The 24,357-nt window shown below is 55.3% G+C and carries 21 protein-coding genes; 13 read left to right on the plus strand and 8 right to left on the minus strand.

Translation table 11 applies throughout. The features are described from left to right. The first annotated feature begins 92 nt into the window (after nt 1-92). Entirely contained in the window at nt 93-932 is an 840-nt protein-coding gene (gene nfo / locus F8R23_RS07575; protein ID WP_112348895.1) for a deoxyribonuclease IV, read from the plus strand. Nucleotides 933-1,011: 79 nt separating this feature from the next. Here the strand turns inward: nfo and F8R23_RS07580 are convergent, their stop codons facing one another. The 5 genes from F8R23_RS07580 to fruB all read right to left on the minus strand — a co-directional run bounded on the left by F8R23_RS07580 (nt 1,012) and on the right by fruB (nt 5,520). Beyond that, on the minus strand, nt 1,012-1,281 hold the full coding sequence (locus F8R23_RS07580; RefSeq protein ID WP_244953379.1) for a type II toxin-antitoxin system YafQ family toxin: 270 nt from the start codon (nt 1,279-1,281) through the stop codon (nt 1,012-1,014). A gap of 10 nt (nt 1,282-1,291) precedes the next feature. Next, entirely contained in the window at nt 1,292-1,627 is a 336-nt protein-coding gene (locus F8R23_RS07585) for a type II toxin-antitoxin system RelB/DinJ family antitoxin (RefSeq protein WP_129936515.1), read from the minus strand. Nucleotides 1,628-1,751: 124 nt separating this feature from the next. After that, on the minus strand, nt 1,752-3,437 hold the full coding sequence (gene fruA, locus F8R23_RS07590) for a PTS fructose transporter subunit IIBC (RefSeq protein WP_129936516.1): 1,686 nt from the start codon (nt 3,435-3,437) through the stop codon (nt 1,752-1,754). An 11-nt stretch (nt 3,438-3,448) separates the two neighbouring features. Then, nucleotides 3,449-4,390 carry a 1-phosphofructokinase gene (fruK, locus tag F8R23_RS07595; protein ID WP_099063729.1) on the minus strand — a complete coding sequence of 314 codons (942 nt, stop codon included), beginning with the start codon at nt 4,388-4,390 and terminating at the stop codon, nt 3,449-3,451. Then, the gene (fruB, locus tag F8R23_RS07600; RefSeq protein WP_129936517.1) at nt 4,387-5,520 is read right to left on the minus strand and encodes a fused PTS fructose transporter subunit IIA/HPr protein; all 1,134 of its coding nucleotides are present in this window, start codon (nt 5,518-5,520) and stop codon (nt 4,387-4,389) included. Before fruB ends, fruK begins: the two co-directional genes overlap by 4 nt. Nucleotides 5,521-5,767: 247 nt before the next feature. On the opposite strand from fruB, the gene F8R23_RS07605 reads away from it, so the two are divergent. From F8R23_RS07605 to F8R23_RS07620, 4 genes are all read left to right on the plus strand, one after another. Further along, nucleotides 5,768-6,190, plus strand: coding sequence for a nucleotide triphosphate diphosphatase NUDT15 (locus tag F8R23_RS07605; RefSeq protein WP_151415449.1), 423 nt, complete (start codon nt 5,768-5,770; stop codon nt 6,188-6,190). Nucleotides 6,191-6,448: 258 nt separating this feature from the next. Continuing rightward, nucleotides 6,449-7,609 carry a NapC/NirT family cytochrome c gene (locus F8R23_RS07610; RefSeq protein WP_129936519.1) on the plus strand — a complete coding sequence of 387 codons (1,161 nt, stop codon included), beginning with the start codon at nt 6,449-6,451 and terminating at the stop codon, nt 7,607-7,609. 12 nt (nt 7,610-7,621) lie between these two features. Beyond that, entirely contained in the window at nt 7,622-10,102 is a 2,481-nt protein-coding gene (torA, locus tag F8R23_RS07615) for a trimethylamine-N-oxide reductase TorA (RefSeq protein WP_129936520.1), read from the plus strand. Nucleotides 10,103-10,280: 178 nt separating this feature from the next. After that, the gene (locus F8R23_RS07620; protein WP_151415450.1) at nt 10,281-11,459 is read left to right on the plus strand and encodes a sugar efflux transporter; all 1,179 of its coding nucleotides are present in this window, start codon (nt 10,281-10,283) and stop codon (nt 11,457-11,459) included. On the opposite strand, the gene F8R23_RS07625 is transcribed toward F8R23_RS07620, so the two are convergent. Then, nucleotides 11,456-11,710: a YkgJ family cysteine cluster protein gene (locus F8R23_RS07625; RefSeq protein ID WP_151415451.1), complete on the minus strand. Its 255-nt coding sequence runs from the start codon at nt 11,708-11,710 to the stop codon at nt 11,456-11,458. The two genes, F8R23_RS07620 and F8R23_RS07625, sit on opposite strands and share 4 nt — an antisense overlap. Before the next feature lie 284 nt (nt 11,711-11,994). On the opposite strand from F8R23_RS07625, the gene mtr reads away from it, so the two are divergent. Beyond that, nucleotides 11,995-13,239, plus strand: a complete 1,245-nt coding sequence (mtr, locus tag F8R23_RS07630) for a tryptophan permease (protein WP_151415452.1) — start codon at nt 11,995-11,997, stop codon at nt 13,237-13,239. A gap of 128 nt (nt 13,240-13,367) precedes the next feature. Further along, nucleotides 13,368-13,940: an elongation factor P-like protein YeiP gene (gene yeiP / locus F8R23_RS07635; RefSeq protein ID WP_129936521.1), complete on the plus strand. Its 573-nt coding sequence runs from the start codon at nt 13,368-13,370 to the stop codon at nt 13,938-13,940. 132 nt (nt 13,941-14,072) lie between these two features. Here the strand turns inward: yeiP and uxuA are convergent, their stop codons facing one another. Continuing rightward, on the minus strand, nt 14,073-15,266 hold the full coding sequence (gene uxuA, locus F8R23_RS07640) for a mannonate dehydratase (protein ID WP_129936522.1): 1,194 nt from the start codon (nt 15,264-15,266) through the stop codon (nt 14,073-14,075). 339 nt (nt 15,267-15,605) lie between these two features. Between uxuA and F8R23_RS07645 the strand changes: the two genes are divergently transcribed. Then, on the plus strand, nt 15,606-17,087 hold the full coding sequence (locus F8R23_RS07645) for a mannitol dehydrogenase family protein (protein WP_151415453.1): 1,482 nt from the start codon (nt 15,606-15,608) through the stop codon (nt 17,085-17,087). Between the two features lie 82 nt (nt 17,088-17,169). On the opposite strand, the gene F8R23_RS07650 is transcribed toward F8R23_RS07645, so the two are convergent. Further along, entirely contained in the window at nt 17,170-17,478 is a 309-nt protein-coding gene (locus tag F8R23_RS07650) for a type 1 fimbrial protein (protein ID WP_129936524.1), read from the minus strand. A gap of 317 nt (nt 17,479-17,795) precedes the next feature. Here F8R23_RS07650 and F8R23_RS07655 point away from each other — a divergent pair, with 317 nt between their 5' ends. The 5 genes from F8R23_RS07655 (at nt 17,796) to F8R23_RS07680 (ending at nt 24,348) form a co-directional block, all read left to right on the plus strand. Then, a complete protein-coding gene (locus F8R23_RS07655; RefSeq protein WP_151415454.1) occupies nt 17,796-18,770 on the plus strand; it encodes a CobW family GTP-binding protein in 975 nt (324 codons plus the stop codon). Between the two features lie 51 nt (nt 18,771-18,821). Next, nucleotides 18,822-19,532 (plus strand): phosphatase PAP2 family protein, encoded by a 711-nt coding sequence (locus tag F8R23_RS07660; RefSeq protein WP_129936526.1) that lies wholly within the window; start codon nt 18,822-18,824, stop codon nt 19,530-19,532. Nucleotides 19,533-19,940: 408 nt separating this feature from the next. Then, nucleotides 19,941-20,516 (plus strand): bifunctional murein DD-endopeptidase/murein LD-carboxypeptidase, encoded by a 576-nt coding sequence (gene mepS, locus F8R23_RS07670; RefSeq protein WP_012145960.1) that lies wholly within the window; start codon nt 19,941-19,943, stop codon nt 20,514-20,516. 347 nt (nt 20,517-20,863) lie between these two features. After that, nucleotides 20,864-22,450, plus strand: a complete 1,587-nt coding sequence (locus F8R23_RS07675; RefSeq protein WP_129936527.1) for a cyclic di-GMP phosphodiesterase — start codon at nt 20,864-20,866, stop codon at nt 22,448-22,450. Between the two features lie 89 nt (nt 22,451-22,539). Beyond that, nucleotides 22,540-24,348 (plus strand): extracellular solute-binding protein, encoded by a 1,809-nt coding sequence (locus F8R23_RS07680; protein ID WP_112349014.1) that lies wholly within the window; start codon nt 22,540-22,542, stop codon nt 24,346-24,348. Nucleotides 24,349-24,357 lie beyond the last annotated feature (9 nt).

Raw genomic sequence — 24,357 nt, forward strand, 5'->3', positions numbered from 1 at the left:
TCAGGCCCGCCATCGCGGGCCTGAACTTTTCCAGCCATTCAATCCTTCCGCTATCAATGCCATAATGACGCCGATTACACAGGAGAATGAAAATGAAGTTTGTCGGTGCACATGTCAGCGCGTCAGGCGGCGTGGATCAAGCAGTGATCCGCGCGCACGAATTAGAGGCGACCGCATTCGCCCTGTTCACTAAAAATCAGCGTCAATGGAAGGCCGCCCCACTGCCTGCTGACGTGATTGATAAGTTTAAAAGCGCCTGTGCGCAATACGGTTACGGCCCTGGGCAGATCCTGCCGCACGACAGCTACCTGATTAATCTCGGCCACCCGGTGACCGAGGCATTGGAAAAATCCCGTGAAGCCTTTCTTGATGAAATGCAACGCTGCGAGCAACTGGGGCTGACGCTGCTGAACTTTCACCCTGGCAGCCATCTGCTGCAAATTGACGAAGACAAATGCCTGGCGCGTATCGCCGAATCCATCAACCTGGTGCTGGATAAAACCACCGGCGTGACGGCAGTGATCGAAAACACCGCCGGTCAGGGCAGTAATCTGGGCTTTAAGTTTGAACATTTGGCAGCGATCATTGACGGCGTGGAAGATAAAAGCCGCGTTGGCGTCTGTATAGATACCTGCCACGCCTTTGCCGCCGGTTACGACCTGCGTACCGAGGAAACCTGCGAACAGACCTTTAAAGAGTTGGGCGAGGTGGTGGGCTTCAACTATCTGCGCGGTATGCACCTGAATGACGCCAAGAGCGCATTCAACAGCCGCGTCGATCGGCACCACAGCCTGGGGGAGGGAAACATCGGTAAAACGGTGTTCAGCTACATCATGCGCGACGCGCGTTTCGACAATATCCCGCTGATCCTGGAAACGGTGAACCCGGATATCTGGGCGGAAGAGATCGCCTGGCTGAAGGCGCAGCAGTAGTTGCCAGAGACACCCTACCCGGTGAGCCTCAGGCTGACTGGGTGGGAGTGACTCAATGGCCACCTGCTAACGAGGGAATTCAATTGAATAATTCAGCATGAGTGCCCAAGGCCAGCAGCATGACAAGATTCTTTTCCTCGTAAATTTTATAGACCAGCAGAAAATCCCCTCCCAGGTGCATTTCCCTGTTATCGGACCACTCTCCCGTTAAGGGATGATCAAGATATTCTGCAGGTATCATTTGCCGCGCGACCAAGAGAGCACTGACGGTTTGGATGAGTGACATGTCATGGCGGCCGGCTTTATCGTAGCGGGCCCAATCTTTGTCAAAACGAGATGTGTAGTCCAATTTTCGCGGCCTAATCCCCGTTGGACGTGCCACCCTCGCTGCTTTTGCCTTGGTCTTGGCTTTCGATAGTGGTTTTTTTACCAACTTTCAGGCTCTCCATCATGGATTCAACACTGTTAAAGTGCTCCGGCTTCCCTGCCGCTAAAGCATCAGCTTCTTCAATGGCCGCACGAAGGCGTGCGTTAGGCGTATGGGCCTTTATTTCTATTGGCATTGCCTTGGTTGCAACGACTTCACTCAGAAAGATTCTGAAAGCAGCACTGACAGTAAGACCGCAATCTTTCAAAACAGCGGTAGCGGCATCTTTAAGGTCAGTGTCGATGCGTGCACGTACATAAGTTTCCATAATCCCCCCTCGGGTTTGTAGTCACATTGTAGTCACACAAAACTATTATCACAATCTTAAGATGCAGAAATGAACAAGGGACCCAATGGGTCCCTTGAGGTCGTTTTTATTACCAACGCTAATCTTAAGCCACGCTAGCCGCCGGGACGTCAGCACGTTTCAGCACCGCGTAAGACACGCCCGCCAACAGCGTACCGGCGATAATCGCCACCAGATACAGCAGCACCGGGGTGATAGCACCAGGGATTAACAGCACAAACAACCCGCCGTGTGGTGCCATCAGCTTGGCACCAAACGCCATGGACAGCGCACCGGTCAATGCACCACCGGCGATGCAGCAAGGCAACACGCGCATCGGGTCACGGGCAGCAAACGGGATCGCCCCTTCAGAGATAAAGCACAGGCCCAACACCAGCGCAGCTTTTCCCCCTTCCTGCTGAGACTTGTCGAACTTGCGACGCGCCAGCAGCGTAGCCAACCCCATCGCCAGCGGTGGCACCATACCGGCAGCCATAATCGCGGCCATCGGCGCATACACCGAAGAGCTCAGCAACGCCACGCCAAAGGCATAGGCCGCCTTGTTGACCGGGCCGCCCATATCGGTACACATCATGGCACCGAGGATCGCCCCCAGCAGCACTGCGTTAGCGGTACCCAGGGACTGCAGCCAGTGGGTCAGGCCCTCCATGATTTTCGCCACCGGCGTACCGACGATGAAAATCATGATCAAACCGACGATCAGGCTGGCCACCAGCGGAATGATCAGGATCGGCTTCAGCGCTTCCATACTTTGCGGCAAACGCAGTTTGGTGCTGATAAATTTGGCGACATAACCCGCAAGGAAACCGGCAATGATACCGCCGAGGAAACCGGCCCCGGTGCTCACGGCCAGCATGCCGCCGATCAAACCTGGCGTCAGGCCCGGACGGTCAGCAATCGAGAACGCGATAAAACCGGCCAGTACCGGCACCATCAGCGCGAAGGCCGATCCCCCGCCGATTTGCATCAGCGCAGCCGCTAGCGTGCCTTTCACTTCAAATGCCTTGATACCGAACACGAACGACAATGCGATACACAGACCGCCCGCCACCACCATCGGCAGCATGTAGGACACGCCGGTCAACAGGTGACGATAAGGCCCGGCACTCTCTTTCTTCTTGCCGGCAGCGGCCGGAGCACCGCTTTTCTGCGGTTGGAATATCTCGGCTTCGGCCTGCGCCTTGTCCAGTTCCTGCGCGGTTTTCTTCAGCGCCAGACCGGTCGAAGTGCGGTACATCGGCTTGCCGGCAAACTTGTCCAGATCCACTTCGATGTCAGCCGCCACAATCACCAGATCGGCCGCCGCCACTTCTTCTGGCGTAATGGTATTGCCTGCGCCTACGGAGCCACGGGTTTCAACCTTCACCCACCAGCCGCGTTTTTTGGCTTCGCTCTCAATGGCCTCTGCCGCCATAAAGGTATGCGCCACGCCGGTTGGGCAAGCGGTGATCGCCACAATGCGTTTTTGGCTAGCTGCTTTGACCGGCTCAGCCGTTGCCGGTACCTGCCAGGCTTTTGCCTCGGCGATAGCCTGCGTCAGGAAGGCTTCAGGTTCACGCACCGCGTGTTCCACATCACCCACATAAACCCGTTTTCCGTTCAGCGCGGCGTCAGCAGGCGCAGATTGCCCTGCGACCACCACCAGTTCAGCCTCAGCCAGCGACTCAACCAGCGTCAGGCCGGTTTTTGCTGCAGCAGCACCGAGCATACGTTTCGCCAGGTGACCACGCGCCTGTCCCAGCGAACTGTCTATCATCAGCAGTGTTTTCATTCTGCCTCCTGCTATTGATTAAAAGGTTTCAGATCGACACGCGCCATCATCGCGGCCAACTGTGGACGGTCGGTCACGCCAACGTTGCTCTGGCTGACGGCCAGTGCAGCCACGGCGGTGGCCAAACGCAAAGTATGTTCACTGGATTCGCGCATCAGCAGGCCATAGATCAGGCCACCCACCATCGAGTCACCGGCACCGACAGTGCTGACCACTTCGCAGGCCGGGGGTTTGGCGATCCAGGCGCCGGAAGCGTTGACCCACAGCGCACCTTCTGCACCGAGAGAGATCACTACGTGGGCAATGCCCTGATCGCGCAGCGCATGTGCAGCCTCAACCACGTCTGCCAGCTGTGGCAACGGGCGACCGGCCCAGATTTCCAGCTCACGGCGGTTCGGTTTCACCAGCCACGGCGCGGCTTTCAAGCCGGCAACCAGGGCTTCACGGCTGCTGTCGAAAATAATGCATGGGCACTGGGCGCGCAGACGAACCATCCAGTCGGTAAAGGCATCGGGATCAACCCCGGCCGGCAGACTGCCGCTCACTGCCACCATGTCGAACTGACCGAGCCAACTCAGGGAGTCGGTCACGAAACGTTCCCAATCCTGGCCGGTGACCTCAAAGCCGGAGAAGTTGAAATCGGTCACTTCGCCGTCTTTTTCCGTCAATTTGACGTTAATGCGGGTACGGCCCGGCACCACCTGGAAGCGGTTGGCAATGCCCAGATCGCTGAACAGCAGTTGGAAGCCGTCCTGGTTGTCTTTGCCCAGGAAACCGCCCACCGTCACATCAATGCCCAAGTCTTTCAGTACCTTGGCAACGTTAATGCCTTTTCCGGCGGCATGCAGGCCGGCAGTTTTAACCAGATTCACTTCACCGCGTTCGATCTCCGGGCAAAAACCCACCAGATCGTAAGCCGGATTCAGGGTAATTGTTGCTACTCTTCTGCTCATGCTGCGCCCTCGCCCAGTCCTTCGTTAATTGCCGTTCCGATCGCCTTCAGCGCCGTTTCAGCATCTTCACCTTTGGCGGTAAAGCGCAGGTGATGTCCTTTCTTCACGCCCAACGCCACAACCTTCATCAGGCTGCGTCCGTTGGCCGGTTTGCCACTGCCATCCAGGTTAGTGACGGTAATTTCACTGCTGAACTGCTTGATGACGTTAACCAGTGCCGTGCCCGGACGGGCATGCAGACCGTGTTCGTTACGGATCACGTATTCGGCACTCAGGGTGGTATTTTCTTCTTCGACCTCACTGGTCAGCAATGCCAGCACGGTGACGGCATCGGCGTTCAGCAAGCGTTCAGCTTTATTCGCCAACAGCAGGTCACTCAGGTAGTTCAGCACCGCCAGCGGTTGCGGGTCAGCCACCGACAGCGTCAACAGCAGCGCAACTTTCTCGCCGTCTTCGTCAAACGCCTGCACCGGGCGGCTCAGGGTGGCTGCGCTGGTCAGATTGCCTTCGGTGCTGTCACTCAGCCAAATGCCCTGCCCCAGATTCAGCGGCTTGCGGGTAATGACGTCGCTGACGAACTGGGCGTTGACCGCACCCATTTTTTGCAAACGACCCGCATTCAGCGCCTGCAGCGTCATCAGGCTGTCAGCGGCCACATCGAGCGCAATCAGAGAAGCGTCAAACTGGAATTCCGTCGTCAGCTTTTCGCCCATCAGCAGGCTGCGCAGTTCTTCAGCCGAGGTGGTTTTCGCCAACTGTTCGGCCACGCTGTCGTCGCTCAGTACATGCGTCAGCTGACGCAAAAGCGCCAGGTGTTCGTCGGAACGGGCGGCAATACCGATCACCACAAAGGCGGTTTGACCTTCGCCCCACTCAATGCCCTGTGGAAACTGAAATACCTGCACGCCGGTGTTCAGCACCAGATCGCGGGTATCGGTGGTGCCATGCGGGATGGCGATGCCGTTACCCAGGTAAGTGGAGGTTTGCAGCTCGCGCTGCAGCATGCCGTCCACGTAGGCGGCACTGACGCAGCCAGCCTCGGTCAGTGCGGCGGCAACCTGTTGGATGGCTTCCTGCTTGCTGCCGGCAGCCGCGCCCAGGTGAATATCTTGCTGTGACAACTGGAACATGATTCTCCTCTCCTGCTGAATTGAATCGTTTCAGCTTCATTGGGAAAAAGGAGCGTTATCGGTACGGAATCATCGCGCCCATAACGCTGAAACGTTTCAAGGAGTGTGTGAGTAGCACTGGCCGAAAGCAAGTTTTCTCAAAATTGATGTGATAGATTTTTGACCTTACGCACACTTTTCCTGAAGGGTTACCTGTCACGAGGGTAAAATGACATACTGTGCTGAAACTTTGCTGACGGAGAAAAGCATGACTGTAGTGGCTGGCGTAGGGGTGATTATCGTAAATACCCAAGGGGAAATATTGCTGGGGAAACGCTGCGGCCAACACGCGCCTTTCTGGTCGATCCCCGGGGGGCATCTGGATGCCGGTGAAACCATTGAACAATGTGCACAACGTGAGATTGCCGAAGAAACCGGGCTGATCATCGCCCCACCCACTTTTATCGGTATCAGTAATAATCTGCAAACCTGGCGCGCCGAGGGTAAACATACCCTGTCCGTATGTTTGCTGACCCAACATCCCGGTGGGGACCCCGAACTGAGAGAGCCGGAAAAATGTGCCGAGTGGCGCTGGTGCTCGCCGAATCAGTTGCCGGAGCCGCACTTCGAAGCCAGCCGCAATGCCATTCATCTTTGGTTGACGGGTCAGGCGTACATCCCTACGAAGTAGCTGTTTTCAATCATGGTTTTTCCACTCTGTCCGTGATCCTGCTCATAGATTGATAAAACCCTATAAAAAATACGTTATATAAAACAGAATATAACGCTTAAAAATCCCTCGAATGACCGTTTTCCTGCTAAAAATAACCCTATAGTATTAGATGTCATTGCTAGTTATACCTATACTTCTTCAAGTGTGTCGGCACTTGGCCGGCCATTTTTTTGGCAAGGTTTTCCTTGGTATTTCATAATTATAAGCGGGTTCAATATGACCAATAAATTCACTGGCTTGATAAAAAAGCACCGCTGGGGATGGCTGTGGCTTTTGCTGCTGGGGATTATCCTCGGGGCAGCATTACTGGCGGGTACCGCCACGGTATTCCACAAAACCAGCGACACCGCCTTCTGCGTGTCCTGTCATACCATGCAACAACCGTTGGCCGAGTATCAGGGCAGCATTCACTTCCAAAATACCAAGGGGATTCGCGCTGAATGCGCCGACTGCCACGTTCCGCACGAACCGCTTGATTACCTGTGGACCAAGATCCGCGCGGTAAAAGACATTTATGGTGAGATGGTGGGCACCATCGATACGCCAGAGAAATACGAGGCGCATAAACTGGCGATGGCACAGTCGGTATGGAAAACGCTGAAAGAAAGCGATTCCGCCACCTGCCGCTCGTGCCACAGCTTTGACGCCATGGACATCACCGCCCAGCGGCCTGAAGCGCGTATCCAACATCCGGTGGCCATCAAACAGGGTGAAACCTGTATCGATTGCCATAAAGGGGTAGCACATATCCTGCCAGACATGAGCGGTGCAGCTCAGGCCGGTGCCGCCGAACTGGCGAAGGCCGCCGCCGAAACCTCACCGACCGCCACCACGCTGTACACCATTGCCACTGAACCCTTCTTCCTGAAACCGGACGACAGCCACAATGCCGGCAACCTGATGCCATCCACCGAAGTTCAGGTGGTGAAGCAGGAAGGCGACAAGGTGCTGGCCAGCGTCACCGGCTGGCAGCAAGACGGCGTCAGTGAAGTGTTCTACGCCGCGCAGGGCAAGCGTATCCTCAGCGTATTGCTGGGTGAAGACGCCCGCAAACTGCTGAAAAACGGCACCACCATGACCGATAGCGACACCGGGCTGGTGTGGCATCAGGTTTCCCTGCAGGTCTGGCTACCGCGTAAACAATTGATCGACGATCAGCAAAAAATCTGGCGCTACACCGCGGATATGATGTCGGCCAACTGCACCGGTTGCCACGGTCTGACCGCACTCGATCGCTTCAACGCCAACCAGTGGATCGGCGTAATTAAAGGTATGGCTCCACGCACCTCGCTGACGCAGGAACAACTGCGCGTTCTGACACAATACGTGCAGAAACACGCCAGTGACATGCAGCCAGCCAAACCTGCCAAGCTTTAAGGGAGAAGCGAAATGAGCAAATATCAACAACAAGCGTTAAAAATGAGCCGCCGCCGCTTCCTGACCGGCGCCACCGCGCTGGCCGCCGCCCCGTTGCTGGCAGGCCTGTGGCCCAAGTCGGCGCTGGCGCAGGCCATCAGCCAGGCGCTGCCGCAATTTGTAGCATTGCGTCAGGCGCAGAAAGGCATTCTGACCGGGGCGCACTGGGGCGCGTTTGAAGCCATAGTGCAGGACGGAAAAATGATTGGCGTGCAGCCGGTCAAAGACGATCCTTACCCGAACGAACTGATCACCATGGCACCCTACCAGGTGCATGCTGAAAACCGCATCAAGTATCCCATGGTGCGTAAAAGCTGGCTGGAAGGCGGCCCGGGTAGCCATACCGAACTGCGCGGCCGCGACGAATGGGTGCGCGTCAGCTGGGACAAGGCAATTGAACTGGTTTGCGGTGAAATCACCCGTCTGCAAAAAGATCACGGCCCGCAGTCAATCTATGCCGGTTCCTATGGCTGGAAGAGCGTCGGCATGCTGCACAACAGCCGCACGCTGCTGCAACGCCTGATGAACCTGACCGGTGGCTTCCTCGGTTATGCCGGTGACTACTCTACCGGCGCCGCGCAGGTGATCATGTCACACGTGGTCGGCTCCATGGAGGTTTACGAACAGCAAACCGCCTGGCCAAACGTGATTGAAAACAGCCAACTGGTGGTGTTGTGGGGCTGTAACCCGATGATCACGCTGAAAAACAGTTGGAACGTGCCGGACCACTACGGCCAGACGGGCTTTGAAGCGCTGAAGAAGAAAGGCACCCGTGTGATCAGCATCGATCCGGTGCACAACGACAGCGCCAAATTTATCGATGCGCAGTGGATCGCCCCACGTCCTTATACCGATGGCGCCATGTTGATCGGCATCGCCCACACGCTGCTGACCGAAAAGCTGCATAACCCGGACTTCCTGAAAACCTACACCGTCGGCTTCGACAAATTCCAGGCTTACTTGCTGGGTGAAACCGATGGCACGCCGAAAACCGCCGAATGGGCCGCCGACGTTTGCGGCGTCGATGCCGAAGTGTTGCGCCAACTGGCGCGCGACATGGCGAAAAATCGCACCATGATCATGGGCGGTTGGGGTATTCAGCGCCAGCATCATGGTGAACAGCAGCACTGGCTGTTGGTCACCGTCGCGGCAATGCTCGGCCAAATTGGCCTGCCGGGCGGCGGCTTTGGCTTCAGCTATCACTACTCTTCCGGCGGCAGTCCGACGGCGAAAGGCGGCATTATTTCCGGTATTTCTGCCGGTAATGCGCCGAAAAACTCACCGGCACCGATCCCGGTGGCACGTATCGCCGAATGCCTGTCCAACCCGGGCAAGACCATTAACTTCAATGGCGCACAGGTCACCTATCCCGAGGTGAAAATGGTGTATGTGGCCGGGGGTAACACCTTCCACCAGCACCAGGACACCAACAATCTGGTCAAGGCCTGGCAGCGGCCGGACACCATCGTGGTGAACGAACCTTACTGGACCGCTACCGCCAAACACGCCGATATCGTGTTACCGGCCACTACCAGCTATGAACGCAACGATCTGGAAATGGGCGGCGATTACTCGCAACTGTACGTGTTCCCAATGCATCAGTGCGTGGAGCCGCAGCATGAGTCGCGCAGCGATTTCGATATCTTCGCGGCCATGGCGGCCAAGCTGGGTGTGCAGGATGCCTTTACCGAAGGCAAAGATGAAACCCAGTGGCTGAAAGGCATGTATGACGACATGAAAACCCAGGCGCGCGCCGCCCGGGTGGCCCTGCCGCCGTTCGACATGTTCTGGGCATCGAATAACTATGTGCGCTTCCCGGTGCCTGAAGCCAACACCCAATGGGTGCGTTTCGCCGACTACCGCGAAAACCCCCTGCTCAATCCGTTGGGGACGCCGTCCGGCAAGATCGAGATCCATTCCGACGCTATCGCCAAAATGAAATACCTGGACTGCCCGGGTATTCCGACCTGGATGCCGCCGCATGAATGGTATCGTGGGCCGGAAGCGGTTAAATATCCGCTGTCGTTGAACACCGCGCACCCGATCAACCGCCTGCATTCGCAGCTAGACAACACGCCGTTGCGTAAAAAGTATGCGGTAGCCGATCGGGAAGCGATTGTGATCCATCCGCAGGACGCCAAGTCACGCGGCATCGCCAGCGGCGATCTGGTACGTGCTTTTAACGATCGCGGCCAGATCCTGGTGGGAGCGGTAGTCAGTGAAGACGTACGTCCTGGCGTGGTTCGCATCAGCGAAGGGGCCTGGTTCGATCCGGCCGATCCGTCACAGCCGGGCTCGTTGTGCAAGAACGGCAACGTCAACTGCCTGACCTTCGACGTCGGCTCCTCCAGCCTGGCGCAGGGGAACTGTGGGCAGATGGCCCAGTTGCAGATCGAGAAGTATCAGGGTGAAGTGTTGAAAAATACTGCGCACGACGTGCCAGCCGGCGCGTAACGGCAGATCCAAAAGCATCAGGGGCGATGATAATATCGCCCCTTTTTTTGTCCCTGCGCAGGGACATAATTTCCCTATTAAGCAGGGTGAAACCGGTTTCTGTTTCTTTCTTTTTATTTAAAATAAATGGGCGTATGATGCGCGCGAACCCCTCATTCTCGGCTATTTCCTGACCTCTATGCCTACTTCAACTGCGGTAACGCGACGCTCACCCGACCTCACATCGCTGGCTTTTTTAGTGGTGGCGTTCCTCACCGGCATTGCCGGGGCGCTACAGACCCCCACGCTGAGCCTGTTCCTGGCGACGCAAGTCAATGTGCGCCCCTCCATGGTTGGGCTGTTTTTCACCGGCAGCGCGGTGATCGGCATTTTGGTCAGCCAGTTTCTCGCCCGCCGCTCAGATCAAAAGGGTGACCGCAAGACGCTGATTTTCCTCTGCTGCATGCTGGGCGCATTGGGTTGTGTGCTGTTCGCCTGGAACCGCAATTATTACCTGTTGTTGGCCGTTGGCGTGGTGCTGACCAGTTTCGGCTCCACCGCTAACCCACAGATGTTCGCCCTGGCGCGCGAGCACGCCGATCGAACCGGTCGCGAAGCAGTCATGTTCAGTTCGATCCTGCGGGCGCAAGTTTCCCTTGCCTGGGTGATCGGGCCGCCTATCGCCTTCGCGCTGGCACTGGGGTTCGGTTTTAAGGTGATGTATCTGGCCGCCGCCGCGGCGTTTATCCTGTGTGGCGTGCTGGTGTGGAAAATGCTGCCGTCGATGCGCAAAACACCGGTGGCCGCCAGCACCACACTGGAGGCTCCACGACAAAACCGTCGCGATACGCTGCTGCTGTTTATGGCCTGCACCTTTATGTGGACCGCCAACAGCATGTATCTGATCAATATGCCGCTGTATATGGTGCATGAGCTGCATCTGCCGGAAAGGCTGGCTGGGGTGTTGATGGGCACGGCCGCCGGGCTGGAGATACCGACCATGCTGATTGCCGGCATGGTGGCGAAACGCTTCGGCAAGCGCTTTTTAATGCGTTGGGCGGTGGTGGCGGGCCTGCTGTTTTATGTTGGCCTGCTGTTTATCACCGGCACCTGGCCACTGATCGCCCTGCAACTGCTTAACGCGGCGTTTATCGGCGTACTCGCGGGGATTGGCATGCTTTATTTTCAGGATTTGATGCCTGGACAGGCAGGCGCGGCCACCACCCTGTTTACCAATACGACGCGTGTAGGCTGGATTTTTGCCGGTTCTATCGCCGGTGTGGTGGCAGAGGTCTGGAGCTATCACGCGGTATTTTATTCCGCGCTGGCGATGGTTGTCGGCGCAGTGCTGTGCCTGTGGAAACTAAAAGACGCTTAGGGCGCGGTATCCGCTTCCAGTTTGATCAGATAAATCAACGCGTCGTCACGGTGGTCGTGGCACATTTCGCGGCTGGCCTGCAGGCTGCCACAGACTTTGGGCCGCAATGGCGAGTGAAACAAACCACAGCGTAGCTGCTCGCTCAGATGAATGCAGCGGGTATTGGCAGGCTTGCCATTGGGCATGCCGGGGATCGGGCTGGATATTGAAGGCGCAATACAACAGGCGCCACAGTCGGCACGACAGTCCATCAGCAAGTCTCCCGGTGGGCTGGCGGAATTGAAGCGCGACAATATCAGTAGCGCTCATTCGCCGCCAGCATAATCCGGGTTTGCCCAACAATCTTTACATCGCCCCCATTTCACCGCTAATGGGTTGCACTCATGTCAGGCAAAAACACGCCGCCAATCGCCCCATTCACACCGATTAATGCATGAAACAAGCGCATTCACGGCTTTACATGCGCCAACCGCACCTGTACCATTGAGCTAGTACAAAAGAACTCACGGCCAACCCGGCCACTCAGGAGCAAAAAATGTCCGCGGACACCATCCAGAAGCTTTCCCGCCCTTCGGTCCTTGGCGGCGCGATGATCATTGCAGGCACCGCCGTCGGCGCCGGCATGTTCTCCATCCCTATTGTCACTTCTGGCGTGTGGTTCAGCGGCTCGGTCGCGCTATTGATTTATACCTGGGCCTGCATGCTGATCTCTGGGCTGATGATCCTCGAAGCCGCAATGCATTACCCAAGCGGGGCCAGTTTCCACACCATCGTCAAGGATCTGCTGGGTAAAGGCTGGAACGCCATTAATGGCATTTCCATCGCCTTTGTACTGTATATCCTGACCTACGCTTATATTTCCGCGGGTGGCTCGATCATCGCCCACACGCTGGAAGGGATTGTTGGCGTTGGGCAAACCACTGCCGGGCTGGTGTTTGCCATCGTGGTGGCGTTTATCGTCTGGCTGTCCACCCGTGCCGTCGATCGTCTGAGCACTATCCTGATTGGCGGTATGGTGATCACCTTTGTGATGTCGGTGGGTGATATGTTTACTCATGTACAACCGGCGGTACTGTTCAACCGCGGTGACGACCAGGCCAGCTATCTGCCTTATGCCCTGGCGGCACTGCCTTATCTGCTGACCTCGTTCGGTTATCACGGCAACGTGCCGGGGCTGGTGAAGTATTACCACAAAGACAGTGGTGCCGTGGTGCGCAGCCTGGTGTACGGCACGTTGCTGGCACTGGCTATCTATATCCTGTGGCAGTATGTGATTCAGGGCAACATCGCCCGTGACGCCTTTCGCCAGGTGATTGCCGAAGGCGGCAACATCGGCAGCCTGCTTAAGCAGATGGGCAACGTGTCCAGCAGCCAGACCGTTGGCCAGCTCCTGAGCGCCTTCTCTTATATGGCACTGGCCAGTTCGTTCCTCGGGGTCTCGCTGGGCCTGTTCGATTATCTGGCAGACTTTTTCAAATTCAGCGATGACACCGTCGGGCGCAGTAAAACCGCGCTGGTGACCTTTGCGCCGCCGACCATCGCCGCCCTGCTGTTCCCGAACGGCTTCCTGTATGCCATCGGTTTCGCCGGGCTGGCGGCCACCGTTTGGGCGGTGATCGTGCCGGCAATGATGGCGCGCGCCAGTCGTCGTCGCTTTGCCGAAGCGCAGTATCGCGCACCTGGCGGCCGGGGTATGATTCTGTTTATCATTCTGTTCGGGGTGATCAACGCCGTCGCACACGTGCTGGCATTGCTGGGTCTGTTGCCGGTCTTCAAGTAATACCGCAGGGGATGGCGCTCGCCATCCCTTTTTCCGCCACTGTTTTTGCTCGATCTGCTTGCCTGAAATCATCGGCGCGAGTAACTTGTCGCAACTTCCCAAAAACTCTTTATTGCAGGTTATTTTATATGGCAAAGGCTAACGAAATTAAGCGTGGCATGGCGATCAGCTACAACGGCAAACTGCTGCTGGTAAAAGACATCGATGTGCAGAGCCCAAGCGCACGCGGTGCCAGCACCTTGTACAAAATGCGCTTCTCTGACGTCCGTACCGGGCTGAAGGTAGAAGAGCGCTTCAAGGGCGACGATATTCTGGACACCATTAGCCTGTCCCGCCGTAAGGTGAATTTCTCTTACATCGACGGCGAAGAATACGTGTTTATGGATGATGAGGATTACACCCCTTACATCTTCAAGAAAGACCAGATCGAAGACGAACTGCTGTTCATCCCTGAAGCCGGTCTGCCAGGCATGCAGGTGCTGACACTGGACGGCCAGGTGCTGGCGCTGGAACTGCCACAGACCGTGGATATGGAAATTGTCGACACCGCGCCGGGCATCAAAGGTGCCTCCGCCAGTGCCCGCAACAAGCCGGCCACCATGGCGACCGGCCTGACCATTCAGGTGCCGGAATACCTGAGCGCCGGTGACAAAATCCGCATTCATATTGCGGAGCGCCGCTATATGAGCCGCGCCGACTAGCCCTTCGTCTTTCACGCTGCAGCGTTGTTGGCTACTAGCCCTCACCCCAGTCACTTACCGATGTAAGCTCCTGGGGATTTGGGCTCTTGCCGCCTAGCTGCAGCGTAAAATCCATTGGGCTTTATTCCCACTTCACAACGGCAATTCAGGGAAGAAACGGCGTTTGAGCGCCAGCTCGACACCGCGCAGTTCCGCCAGCCCTTTCAAACGACCAATTGCCGAATAACCCGGATTGGTTTTTTTCTTCAAGTCATCCAGCATCTGATGCCCATGATCGGGACGCATTGGTATCGGCCGGGTATCACCCGCCTGATGACGCCGCAGCTCCTCGCAGAGGATCGCCTCAATCACCGCCACCATGTCAACGTCGCCTTGCAGATGCGCCCCCTCATGGAAACTTTTCGGGTTTTCTTCACGGCAAGTGGCGCGCAGGTGGGTGAAATGGATGCGATCGCCGAAGGTTTCAATCATCCGCACCAGATCGTTATCCGCACGCACCCCATAGGAACCGGTACACATAGTAAAGCCGTTATAAAGGCTGTCGACCGTCTGCTTGAACCACTGCATATCCTCGATGGTCGAGACAATGCGAGGCAGGCCCAGGATCGGCCGCGGTGGATCGTCCGGATGCACCGCCAGCCGCACACCAACTTCCTCCGCTACCGGAACAATGGCGCGCAGGAACACCGCCATATTTTCACGCAGTTGCGCCTTGTCGATGGCATCGTACTCGGCCAGACGGGCACGAAACTGGTCGAGCGTATAGCCCTCTTCCGCCCCCGGCAGCCCGGCAATGATGTTGCCGGTCAATTTGGCAACCTCTGCAGCGCTCATGGCAGCAAAACGCTCGGCGGCCTGCTTCCGCTCTTCCTGCGTGTAATCTTGCTCTGCCCCGCCACGTTGCAGAATATGCAAATCAAAAGCAGCAAAGGCAATCTGATCGAAACGTAACGCTTTTGATCCGTCCGGCAGCAAATACTCCAGATCGGTACGCGTCCAGTCGAGGATTGGCATAAAGTTGTAGCACACGGTATCGATGCCGCAGGCCGCGAGGTTACGCAGCGATTGCTGATAATGGGCGATATGCTGCTGATAATTGCCGCTATGGGTTTTGATCTCCTCATGCACCGGAATGCTTTCCACCACCGACCACACCAACCCCTTTTCTGCCAATAGCGCCTGGCGGGCCTTGATCTCTTCGATCGGCCACACTTCGCCATTCGGGATATGGTGCAATGCAGTAACCACTCCGGTAGCGCCCGCCTGGCGCACATCGTCAAGAGAGACAGGATCGTTCGGCCCATACCAACGCCATGTTTGTTCCATTTTTTATCCTTGTAAGAATCGCCCAGTATTATGGAGGGGATAAAGATCGCACAGTTTTGGCGATCTTGTTATACCAAATTGAAGTAGATATCAGTTATCTTTCACCTTACTCTTTCGCAACTGACTGTCAAAAGCGAAACCCTGATTGGTTGATCCACTTCACGATTCTGGCTTATTTTGAGCTGGGCAATGTTATTAGCACCCATACAGCCTTACACTGGCGGCAGAGACCCCGTGCGAAAAAGGGTAAGCGCCGTGCCGTTTTTTTCTCGCAAAACTGGTCTGATAACTTTTGGAAAGTTAACGGCCAGTACCTTTCATTCAGCTTAGGAGCCATGCATGAAGACTATCGCCAACTCACCGCTTCCCGACGCCGTCCTGCAACCCCACTATGACCGCAGCGCGCTGCAAAGCCGTATGGTGCACATTGGGTTTGGCGCTTTTCACCGCGCCCATCAGGCTTTGCTGACCGACCGGGTATTGAACCGCCAGGGGGGGGACTGGGGGATTTGTGAGATCAGCCTGTTTGGTGGCGCTACTCTGTTCCAGACGCTGCGTCAACAAGACCATCTTTATAGCGTGCTGGAAAAAGGTGCGGCGGGTAATCAGGCGATCGTGATCGGTGCTGTACATGAAAGCGTGCACCGCAAACTGGAAGGGATCGACGCGGTACTGGAAAAACTGGCTGAGCCTCAGGTGGCGATCGTCTCAATGACCATCACCGAAAAAGGCTACTGCATCGAGCCAGGCAGCGGTAAGCTGGATTTGCAACATCAAGGGATCCGCGCCGATCTGGCTAATCCCGACCAACCCACCACCGTGCCCGGTATTTTGGTCGAAGCACTGCGTCTGCGCCTGGAACGTGGTCTGCCCGCCTTTACCCTGCTCTCTTGCGATAACATTCCGGAAAACGGCCATGTGCTGCGTAACGCCATCATAGGTTTGGCACAGGCACGCGACGGGGCTCTGGCCGGCTGGATTGCTCAACAGGTCAGCTTCCCCAGCACCATGGTCGACCGCATTGTTCCTGCTGCCACGCCGGAAACACTGGAGGAAGTGGCCATCGCACTGGGCGGTGTGCGTGATGAATGCGCTATCGTCTGCGAACCCTTTATTCAATGGGTGGTAGAGGATAATTTTGTCGCGGGCCGTCCGGCCTGGGAACGGGCTGGTGCACAGTTGGTGAATGACGTACTGCCTTTTGAACAGATGAAGTTGCGCATGCTGAACGGCAGCCATTCTTTCCTGGCCTATCTCGGTTATCTGGGGGGATATCAGTATATCAACGACTGTATGGCCGATGAGTCTTATCGCCATGCCGCGCTCCACCTGATGCTGGCCGAACAAGCACCGACGCTCAGCGTCAGCGGCATCGACCTGGCCGCTTATGCCGCGCAACTGATTGAACGCTACAGCAATCCGGCGCTGCAACACCGTACCTGGCAAATCGCCATGGACGGGACGCAGAAATTACCGCAACGCATGCTGGACTCGGTCCGTTGGCATCTGCAACATGGCGGCAGCTACGCCGGTCTGGCACTGGGTGTGGCTGCCTGGATGCGCTATGTCGGCGGCGTGGATGACGCCGGACAAGCTATCGATATTCACGATCCGCTGCTGGCAACGCTGCAGCAGACGGTGGCCGCAACGCCGGACGATGAACAGCGAGTAAAAGCCCTGCTGGGGTTGAAGGCGGTTTTTGGTGAGCAGCTGGCGGTTAATGAGGAGTTTGTAGCGGCGGTTACCCGCGCCTATCTGTCACTGCGCGATCGTGGAGCGCGACAAACGGTGCAAAACTGGGTGTCGACTCAACTGGCTTAATTCCCCGCTTAAACCTGGTGATAGCCTGAAAGAGCAATGAGAGGAAAATGACCATGCCGGGCGTCCGGCATGGCCGAACGACTTAACGATAAACTACCGTCATTACTGCAAGGTTTTTCTGCTGATCCACCCACTTCATCTCGGTTGACCCTAAATTCAGCGGAAGCTCTTTGCGTGTAGCATCAAATTTAGACAGTGTCTGTTGGCCTTGATAGTGCTGCCCATTGCGGTAACATTGTGTCTTGGCCGTTGAATCGGCGACGTTCACCGTGCAGGGACTTTCCACAATAGAACCGACAAAATGAATAACCCCGCCAGTGGTTCCTGCATGACTTGCTGCCGTCCATGAAAACAACATTCCTGCGATCAAAAATAACCGGAAGACATTCATGGCAACCTCATTTTTTGTTAAGCCAATTTAACCATAGAGGATCTTCTTAAGAATAATCGCAAGGTCAGAGGAATTATTTGCGGGGTAATCGGGCAATTAACAAAGAAAAAACAAGCTAATAACAAACGGTATCCATGGCTAATTCATGGTTTTACCTAAGAATTTTCCGACAATTTATCGTGGATTTAGCCGGTTAAATATCGCATCTTAACCTGCCAAATTTGTGATCTGGCGCAGATAGAGCAACCTCATTCGCTCAGACAGAGTCGCACTGCTTATTTATTGATCAACCACTACTTTTACATCAGGAATAATCCATGACTAAAACTAACCTGATCACCGGTTTCCTTGGCAGCGGTAAAACCACCACCATCCGTCATTTGCTGGCTAACAAGCCGGAGCATGAACGCTGGGCGGTGCTGGTGAATGAGTTCGGTGAAATTGGCATCGACGGCGCACTGCTGGCAGACAGCGGCGCGGTACTCAAAGAGATCCCTGGCGGTTGCATGTGCTGCGTCAACGGACTGCCAATGCAGGTCGGGCTGAATATGCTGCTGCAACAGAGTAAACCCGACCGACTGTTGATCGAACCCACCGGCCTTGGGCATCCCAAACAGATCTTGTCGTTGCTGACGCAGGACAGCTATGCCGGTTGGATCGACTTGCAAGCGACCCTGTGCCTGTTGGACGCACGCCAACTCAGCGAACCGCGTTACCGTGAAAACGAAAACTTCCGCGATCAACTGGCGGCCGCCGACATTATTCTGGCCAGCAAGAGCGACACTTATCAGCCACAAGATCTGCGGGCCCTGCAGCAGTGGGCAGAACAGGATCCCCGGCAGCGACCGCTTTATCACATCCAACAGGGTCAGGCGGATGTCGCCCTGCTCGACCTTCCTCGCACGAATCGCACAGAATTACCGGATGCGCAGCATCATCATAGCCACAGTAAAACGCAGGGCTTGGCTGCATTGCGACTGCCGGAAAACTCACGCTGGCGAAGAGCGCTCAATCAGGGCCAGGGATTTACCAGCTGCGGTTGGATCTTTGACGCCGACACCGTGTTCGATACCGTTGGCATCATGGAGTGGATACGGCTGGCACCGGTCGAACGGGCCAAAGGCGTAGTACGTATTGCTGAAGGCACCCTTTTGATCAACCGTCAGGGACAGGATCTCAGTATCGAAACGCGCCCTGTCGCACCACTGGACAGCCGAATTGAACTGATTCACAACGAGAATGCGGACTGGAACGCGCTGCAATCCAAACTGTTTAACATTCGTTTAAGTTGAGATCTTTACCGTTAGCACCCTTTTCATTTTAGACTTACAACAGGTTATGCCATGACTCGCCGCAATTTACCCTTCATCATTTTCTTCAATATACTGGGCATTGCGCTGTTTTTGTCCTGGTTCCTGCCAACCAACCACGGCTATTGGTTTACCCTGGACTCGTCGATTTTCTTCTTTTTTAATCGTCATCTGGCGACCGACCCCGCTTTTCTGCATTTGGTGGCCATTACCAATAACCGTGCGTTTGATGTAATTTCGCTGATTGCCATGGGGTTGCTGTACCTGTGCTTTTACCTGCAACAGGATGCCGCCGGCCGTCGCCGTTTGCTGGTCACCGGCGTTGTTATGCTGCTGACCGCCGTGGTGTTGAACCAACTGGGTCATCTGTTACCGGTCAAGCACCCCAGCCCGTCGCTGAGTTTTGATAATGTTAATCGCGTCAGTGAACTGACCGGCATTCCCACCAAAGATGCCTCCAGCGACAGCTTCCCTGGCGACCACGGCATGATGCTGATGATTTTCGCCTGCTTTATGCTGCGCTACTTTAACCGCCGCGCGTTTGCCGTCGCGCTGCTGATCACGGTGGTGTTTTCATTACCACGCGTAATGATTGGCGCTCACTGGTTTACGGATATCGCCGTCGGTTCGCTGTCGGTGGTGCTGGTGGGGGCTAGTTGGTGCCTGATGACTCCACTCAGCGATGTGTTGATCCTGCGCCTGAATCGTATGCTGCCCGGTAAGCACCGCCCAACACAACCATAACCCATCGTTATGACCCGCAGGAGGCCGCCAGCCTCCTGATAATTTCCCCACCGCTTCCTGTTTATTTCCACATCACCGCGTTAACGCTTCTGTTACCTAATTTCACGCAAAATCAACACAACGGACAATCAGCGTTTTTTATATGATGATTTACATTATGTTACATCACAAATTCATATATAAAAGGGCGGAAAAAGGCTCGCAATCCCCAATTCGTTACGGTAATCTCGGATGCGTTTGTGCCTGGTTTAACTCGACTCAGCATCAAATCCACTAAAAGTGTGCGTTCCAGCACGTTTTCGGCGGTATCTGATTGTCGATAAAGCAGGTGCAGATTAGTCTCGTTCCGTTTGGCATTTTTCAGGTAGCGACTGACGTCGTTAAGGACTTCAAGGGAAAACAATAACAATGGTCAAATCTCAACCGTTTCTGAGATATTTTTTGCGGGTAGTACCTGCAATTGCCGCAGCGGTAATGCTCTCCGCGTGCAGCACGACACACACTTCGAACTTGAATAACGCACAAACTGAGATGCGTGCAGTTAATGACAAAGATGGTCTTTTACTGCAAGCCTCTCAGGATGAATTCGAAGCAATGGTCCGTAACGTTGACGTTAAGTCAAAAATTATGGATCAGTATGCAGACTGGAAAGGCGTTCGCTACCGTTTAGGCGGTGAAACCAAGCGCGGCATTGATTGCTCAGCATTTGTACAGCGTACTTTCCGTGAACAGTTTGGCATGGACTTACCTCGTTCAACCTATGAACAGGAAGACATGGGCAAGAAAATCTTGCGCACCAAACTGCGTCCTGGCGATCTGGTGCTGTTCCGCGCCGGCTCTACCGGACGCCATGTCGGCATCTATTTAGGTAACGATCAATTCGTTCATGCCTCTACCAGCAGCGGCGTGATGATTTCGAAACTGAGCGATAACTATTGGAATAAACGTTATCGCGAAGCCCGCCGGGTGCTTACCAGCAGCTGACGGAACAAAACCTGATTGTCCTGAAGACCAAACGAGCGATAGAACGCTGCCTACGGGCAGCGTTTTTTTTTGCGCGGAGATTCCCCCACTAAGCCCCCCTATTATCTATTCGCGATGTTTTCGACATCCCCGTTTATATTTCGCGAAATTATTGCAGGGAAACGACGCCAACGATGAAAAACTCACCTATTATCGTCAAATGGGAATAACAGCGATAATGCAGGGTTTAAACTATTATCACCGTGGGATAAACGATGAATAATGGCTGCAACACCATCATTGCGATATATTAGACAGTCACTCTATAACAAAAACAAATTGATACGCCGTGCTCAGGGGGCAGGTTTATGGGCTTGAAAAGGGCATTTGCACGCCACGTCTCGCACAGACGACGCAGCCTGGCTAAAAGCGGTATCGTGGCCCTGGTATTTTTTATCCTGTTTATGGCTATTACGCTTTCTTTGATTAGCCACCAGCGCACAGAATATCAACGTGCGCTAGAACAACGGACGCAGAAACTCACCCTTGAGACCTTTAACAGCCTCACGACAGTCATGCACCAATTGATGCCGTTAACCGAGCGCCCCTGCGCAACCAGCCAGCCGGAACTTACCTACCAGGCCGCCTTCCATTCCGGTGTGCGCACCTTTATGTTAGTGAAAAACGGCTTTGCCTATTGCTCTTCCGCTACCGGTAACATGATGCTGGCGTTAAAAAACATCTACCCGGAAATTGACCAACAGCAACGGCTGGATCTCAAACTGCAGCAGGGTACCCCACTGGTCCCTGGAAAACCGGCGGTTGCCGTTTGGTTGCGTCAGCCAGGTAAAAAAGACACCGGCATACTGGCCACCCTGGATATTGGCCTGATGCCCCAACAGATGTTCGGCACCAGCACCGTTCGGACCCATGGCGTTGCCATTATTCTGGGCGATCGCGCCCTGACCAGTTTTAGTCCAAACCTGATGCCGGTGAACCAGTTGCCGGACGGAAAGGCCGATCGCATCTCCATCGCCGGCACCCCGATGATCATTATGTTTTATAACCAAAAACTGACGCCCAACGATATCCGCCTGACGCTGCTGGGCAGCCTGGTGCTGTCTTTGATGATCGGCGTGCTGTGCTACTACATGCTGCTGCTGCGCCAAAGCCCGGAGCGGGCAATGATGCGTGGAATCAAACGCAACGAGTTCTTTATCGAATATCAGCCGGTGTTTCATACCCGTTCCGGCACCATCGGCGGGCTGGAAGCACTGATCCGCTGGCAGCACCCTATCGAAGGACGTATTCCGCCGGATCTGTTTATTCCCTACGCCGAAAGCGAAGGGCTGATAGTGCCGCTGACGCGTCACCTGTTCCGCCTGATTGCCGAAGACGCCCCCAGGCTGGCGACGGCATTGCCGCAGGGGGCCAAGCTCGGTCTGAACATCTCCCCTTCTCATCTCAGTGCGCCCTCTTTCCATCAGGACGTGTACGAACTGCTGGCGCAATTGCCGGGGAACTACTTCACGCTGGTGTTTGAAATTACCGAACGTGGCATGGTTGAGGAAGGCAACGCGTTGACCGAGTTCGACTGGTTGCATCAACAAGGCATTGAAATCGCCATCGATGATTTTGGCACCGGCCATAGCGCTTTGATTTATCTGGAACGCTTTAGCATGGACTATCTGAAAATAGACCGCGGCTTTGTCAACTCCATCGGTCGGGATACGGTCACTGCCCCGGTGCTGGACGCGGTGATTTCACTGGCCAAGAAACTGAAAATGCAAACCGTGGCCGAAGGGGTGGAAACCGCCGAACAGCTGCACTTCCTGAAGGAACAGGACGTTAACTTTATGCAGGGGTATTACTTTAGCAAACCGCTGAGCATCGATAACTTCGTGACCTTCTGCAACGCCCATACGGTCATGGACCATCAGGTGCTAAAGGACTGAATTTTTTAACTTCTTTACGCTTAGGCACGGCAGAAAATGTTATGCTGCCCCAGATTTCATCGACTTTACAGCAGGAGCTTACCGTCAAGATGTCCGTGCGCGTTTTTGCTGCCCTGGTGCTCTCAGCACTGAGTTTTGGCCTGCAGGCCGAAACCCTCAATGAAAGCTATGCTTTCGCCCAGCTCGGTGAGCCGAAATATGCCACCGACTTCAGCCATTATGACTACGTCAACCCGGCAGCACCGAAAGGCGGTGATGTGCGGCTGGCGGCGATCGGCACCTATGATAACTTTAACCGCTATGCGCAACGTGGCGTACCCGGCGAGCGAACCGACGCGCTGTATGACACCCTGTTTACCACCTCAGACGATGAGATCGGCAGTTACTACCCACTGATTGCCGAATCTGCTCGCTTCCCGGCCGATATGCGCTGGGTGGAGCTGGATATTAACGCTCGCGCCCGCTTCCACGATGGTACCCCCATCACCGCTGCCGATGTCGCCTTCACCTTTAACAAATTTATGACCGAAGGCGTACCTCAGTTTCGCGTGCTGTATAAAGGCGTTACGGTCAAGGCTATCTCACGTCTGACGGTGCGTATTGAATTCCCGCAGCCGGATAAAGACAAACTGCTTGGGTTGTTCGGCCTGCCTATTTTACCGCTGAGCTTCTGGAAAGATCACAAACTGAGCGAGCCGCTGAACACCCCGCCACTCAGCAGCGGTCCTTATAAGGTCGCCAGTTACCGGCTCGGTCAATACATTACCTATCAGCGCGTTCGCGATTACTGGGCCGCCAACCTGCCGGTCAACCGCGGCCGCTTTAACTTCGACAGTATCCGCTACGACTATTATCTGGATGACAAAGTCGCGCTGGAGGCCTTCAAGGCCGGTGCCTATGACTTCCGCATTGAAGGTTCGCCAAAAAGTTGGGCGACCCAGTATCAGGGCGGCAATTTCGCCCGCAATTACATCATCAAACAGGACGAAACCAACCAGTCGGCGCAAAACACCCGCTGGATGGCCTTCAATATGCGGCGCCCTCTGTTCGCCGACCCTCGGGTGCGGGAAGCGCTCACGCTGGCCTTTGACTTCGACTGGATGAATAGGGCGCTGTATTACAACGCCTATCAGCGCACCAACAGCTACTTCCAGAATACTCAGTATGCCGCCAGCGGCTATCCGGATGCGGCCGAACTGGCGCTACTGGGGCCGCTGAAGGGCAAGGTGCCGGCAGAGGTGTTTACCAGTATCTATCAACCCCCTTCCTCTGATGGCAGCGGCAACGATCGCCAAAATCTATTAAAAGCCACTCAGTTGCTGAAACAGGCCGGCTGGGAAGTGAAAAATCAGCAGTTGGTCAACAGCAAAACCGGTCAGCCGTTTAGCTTTGAATTATTGTTGCTGAGTGGCAGCAATTTCCAGTACGTATTGCCATTCCAGCACAACCTGAAGCGACTGGGCATCGATATGCAGATCCGTGAAATCGACATATCCCAATTCACCAAGCGCATGCGCGACGGTGATTTCGATATGATGCCGACGGTTTATATGGCAGTGCCATTCCCTAGCCCCGATCTGAAAATACTCTGGGATTCCGAATACATTAATTCCAGCTATAACCGATCGGGCGTCAGCGATCCTGCGGTCGATAGCCTGGTCAGACAGATCGCCGCGCATCAGGGCGACGAGAAAGCCTTGCTGCCGCTGGGCCGCGCGCTGGATCGGGTATTGACCTGGAACCGGTATATGCTGCCAATGTGGTATTCCAACCACGACCGCTATGCCTACTGGGACAAATTCTCCACGCCGTCGATCCGCCCGGCCTACGTGATTGGTTTCGATAACTGGTGGTTTGACGTCAACAAGGCGGCGCGTTTGCCGGCTCAACAACAGTAAGGGGTCAGC

Origin of the sequence: Serratia proteamaculans, from assembly GCF_008830365.1 — a bacterium.
GTDB lineage: Bacteria > Pseudomonadota > Gammaproteobacteria > Enterobacterales > Enterobacteriaceae > Serratia > Serratia proteamaculans.

Excerpts from the sequence above, each read along its gene's own strand:
- nfo (WP_112348895.1), top strand. The coding sequence starts at position 93 with ATGAAGTTTGTCGGTGCACATGTCAGCGCGTCAGGCGGCGTGGATCAA.
- F8R23_RS07585 (WP_129936515.1), bottom strand. The coding sequence starts at position 1,627 with ATGGAAACTTATGTACGTGCACGCATCGACACTGACCTTAAAGATGCC.
- fruA (WP_129936516.1), bottom strand. The coding sequence starts at position 3,437 with ATGAAAACACTGCTGATGATAGACAGTTCGCTGGGACAGGCGCGTGGT.
- fruK (WP_099063729.1), bottom strand. The coding sequence starts at position 4,390 with ATGAGCAGAAGAGTAGCAACAATTACCCTGAATCCGGCTTACGATCTG.
- fruB (WP_129936517.1), bottom strand. The coding sequence starts at position 5,520 with ATGTTCCAGTTGTCACAGCAAGATATTCACCTGGGCGCGGCTGCCGGC.
- F8R23_RS07605 (WP_151415449.1), top strand. The coding sequence starts at position 5,768 with ATGACTGTAGTGGCTGGCGTAGGGGTGATTATCGTAAATACCCAAGGG.
- F8R23_RS07610 (WP_129936519.1), top strand. The coding sequence starts at position 6,449 with ATGACCAATAAATTCACTGGCTTGATAAAAAAGCACCGCTGGGGATGG.
- torA (WP_129936520.1), top strand. The coding sequence starts at position 7,622 with ATGAGCAAATATCAACAACAAGCGTTAAAAATGAGCCGCCGCCGCTTC.
- F8R23_RS07620 (WP_151415450.1), top strand. The coding sequence starts at position 10,281 with ATGCCTACTTCAACTGCGGTAACGCGACGCTCACCCGACCTCACATCG.
- F8R23_RS07625 (WP_151415451.1), bottom strand. The coding sequence starts at position 11,710 with ATGGACTGTCGTGCCGACTGTGGCGCCTGTTGTATTGCGCCTTCAATA.
- mtr (WP_151415452.1), top strand. The coding sequence starts at position 11,995 with ATGTCCGCGGACACCATCCAGAAGCTTTCCCGCCCTTCGGTCCTTGGC.
- yeiP (WP_129936521.1), top strand. The coding sequence starts at position 13,368 with ATGGCAAAGGCTAACGAAATTAAGCGTGGCATGGCGATCAGCTACAAC.
- uxuA (WP_129936522.1), bottom strand. The coding sequence starts at position 15,266 with ATGGAACAAACATGGCGTTGGTATGGGCCGAACGATCCTGTCTCTCTT.
- F8R23_RS07645 (WP_151415453.1), top strand. The coding sequence starts at position 15,606 with ATGAAGACTATCGCCAACTCACCGCTTCCCGACGCCGTCCTGCAACCC.
- F8R23_RS07650 (WP_129936524.1), bottom strand. The coding sequence starts at position 17,478 with ATGAATGTCTTCCGGTTATTTTTGATCGCAGGAATGTTGTTTTCATGG.
- F8R23_RS07655 (WP_151415454.1), top strand. The coding sequence starts at position 17,796 with ATGACTAAAACTAACCTGATCACCGGTTTCCTTGGCAGCGGTAAAACC.
- F8R23_RS07660 (WP_129936526.1), top strand. The coding sequence starts at position 18,822 with ATGACTCGCCGCAATTTACCCTTCATCATTTTCTTCAATATACTGGGC.
- mepS (WP_012145960.1), top strand. The coding sequence starts at position 19,941 with ATGGTCAAATCTCAACCGTTTCTGAGATATTTTTTGCGGGTAGTACCT.
- F8R23_RS07675 (WP_129936527.1), top strand. The coding sequence starts at position 20,864 with ATGGGCTTGAAAAGGGCATTTGCACGCCACGTCTCGCACAGACGACGC.
- F8R23_RS07680 (WP_112349014.1), top strand. The coding sequence starts at position 22,540 with ATGTCCGTGCGCGTTTTTGCTGCCCTGGTGCTCTCAGCACTGAGTTTT.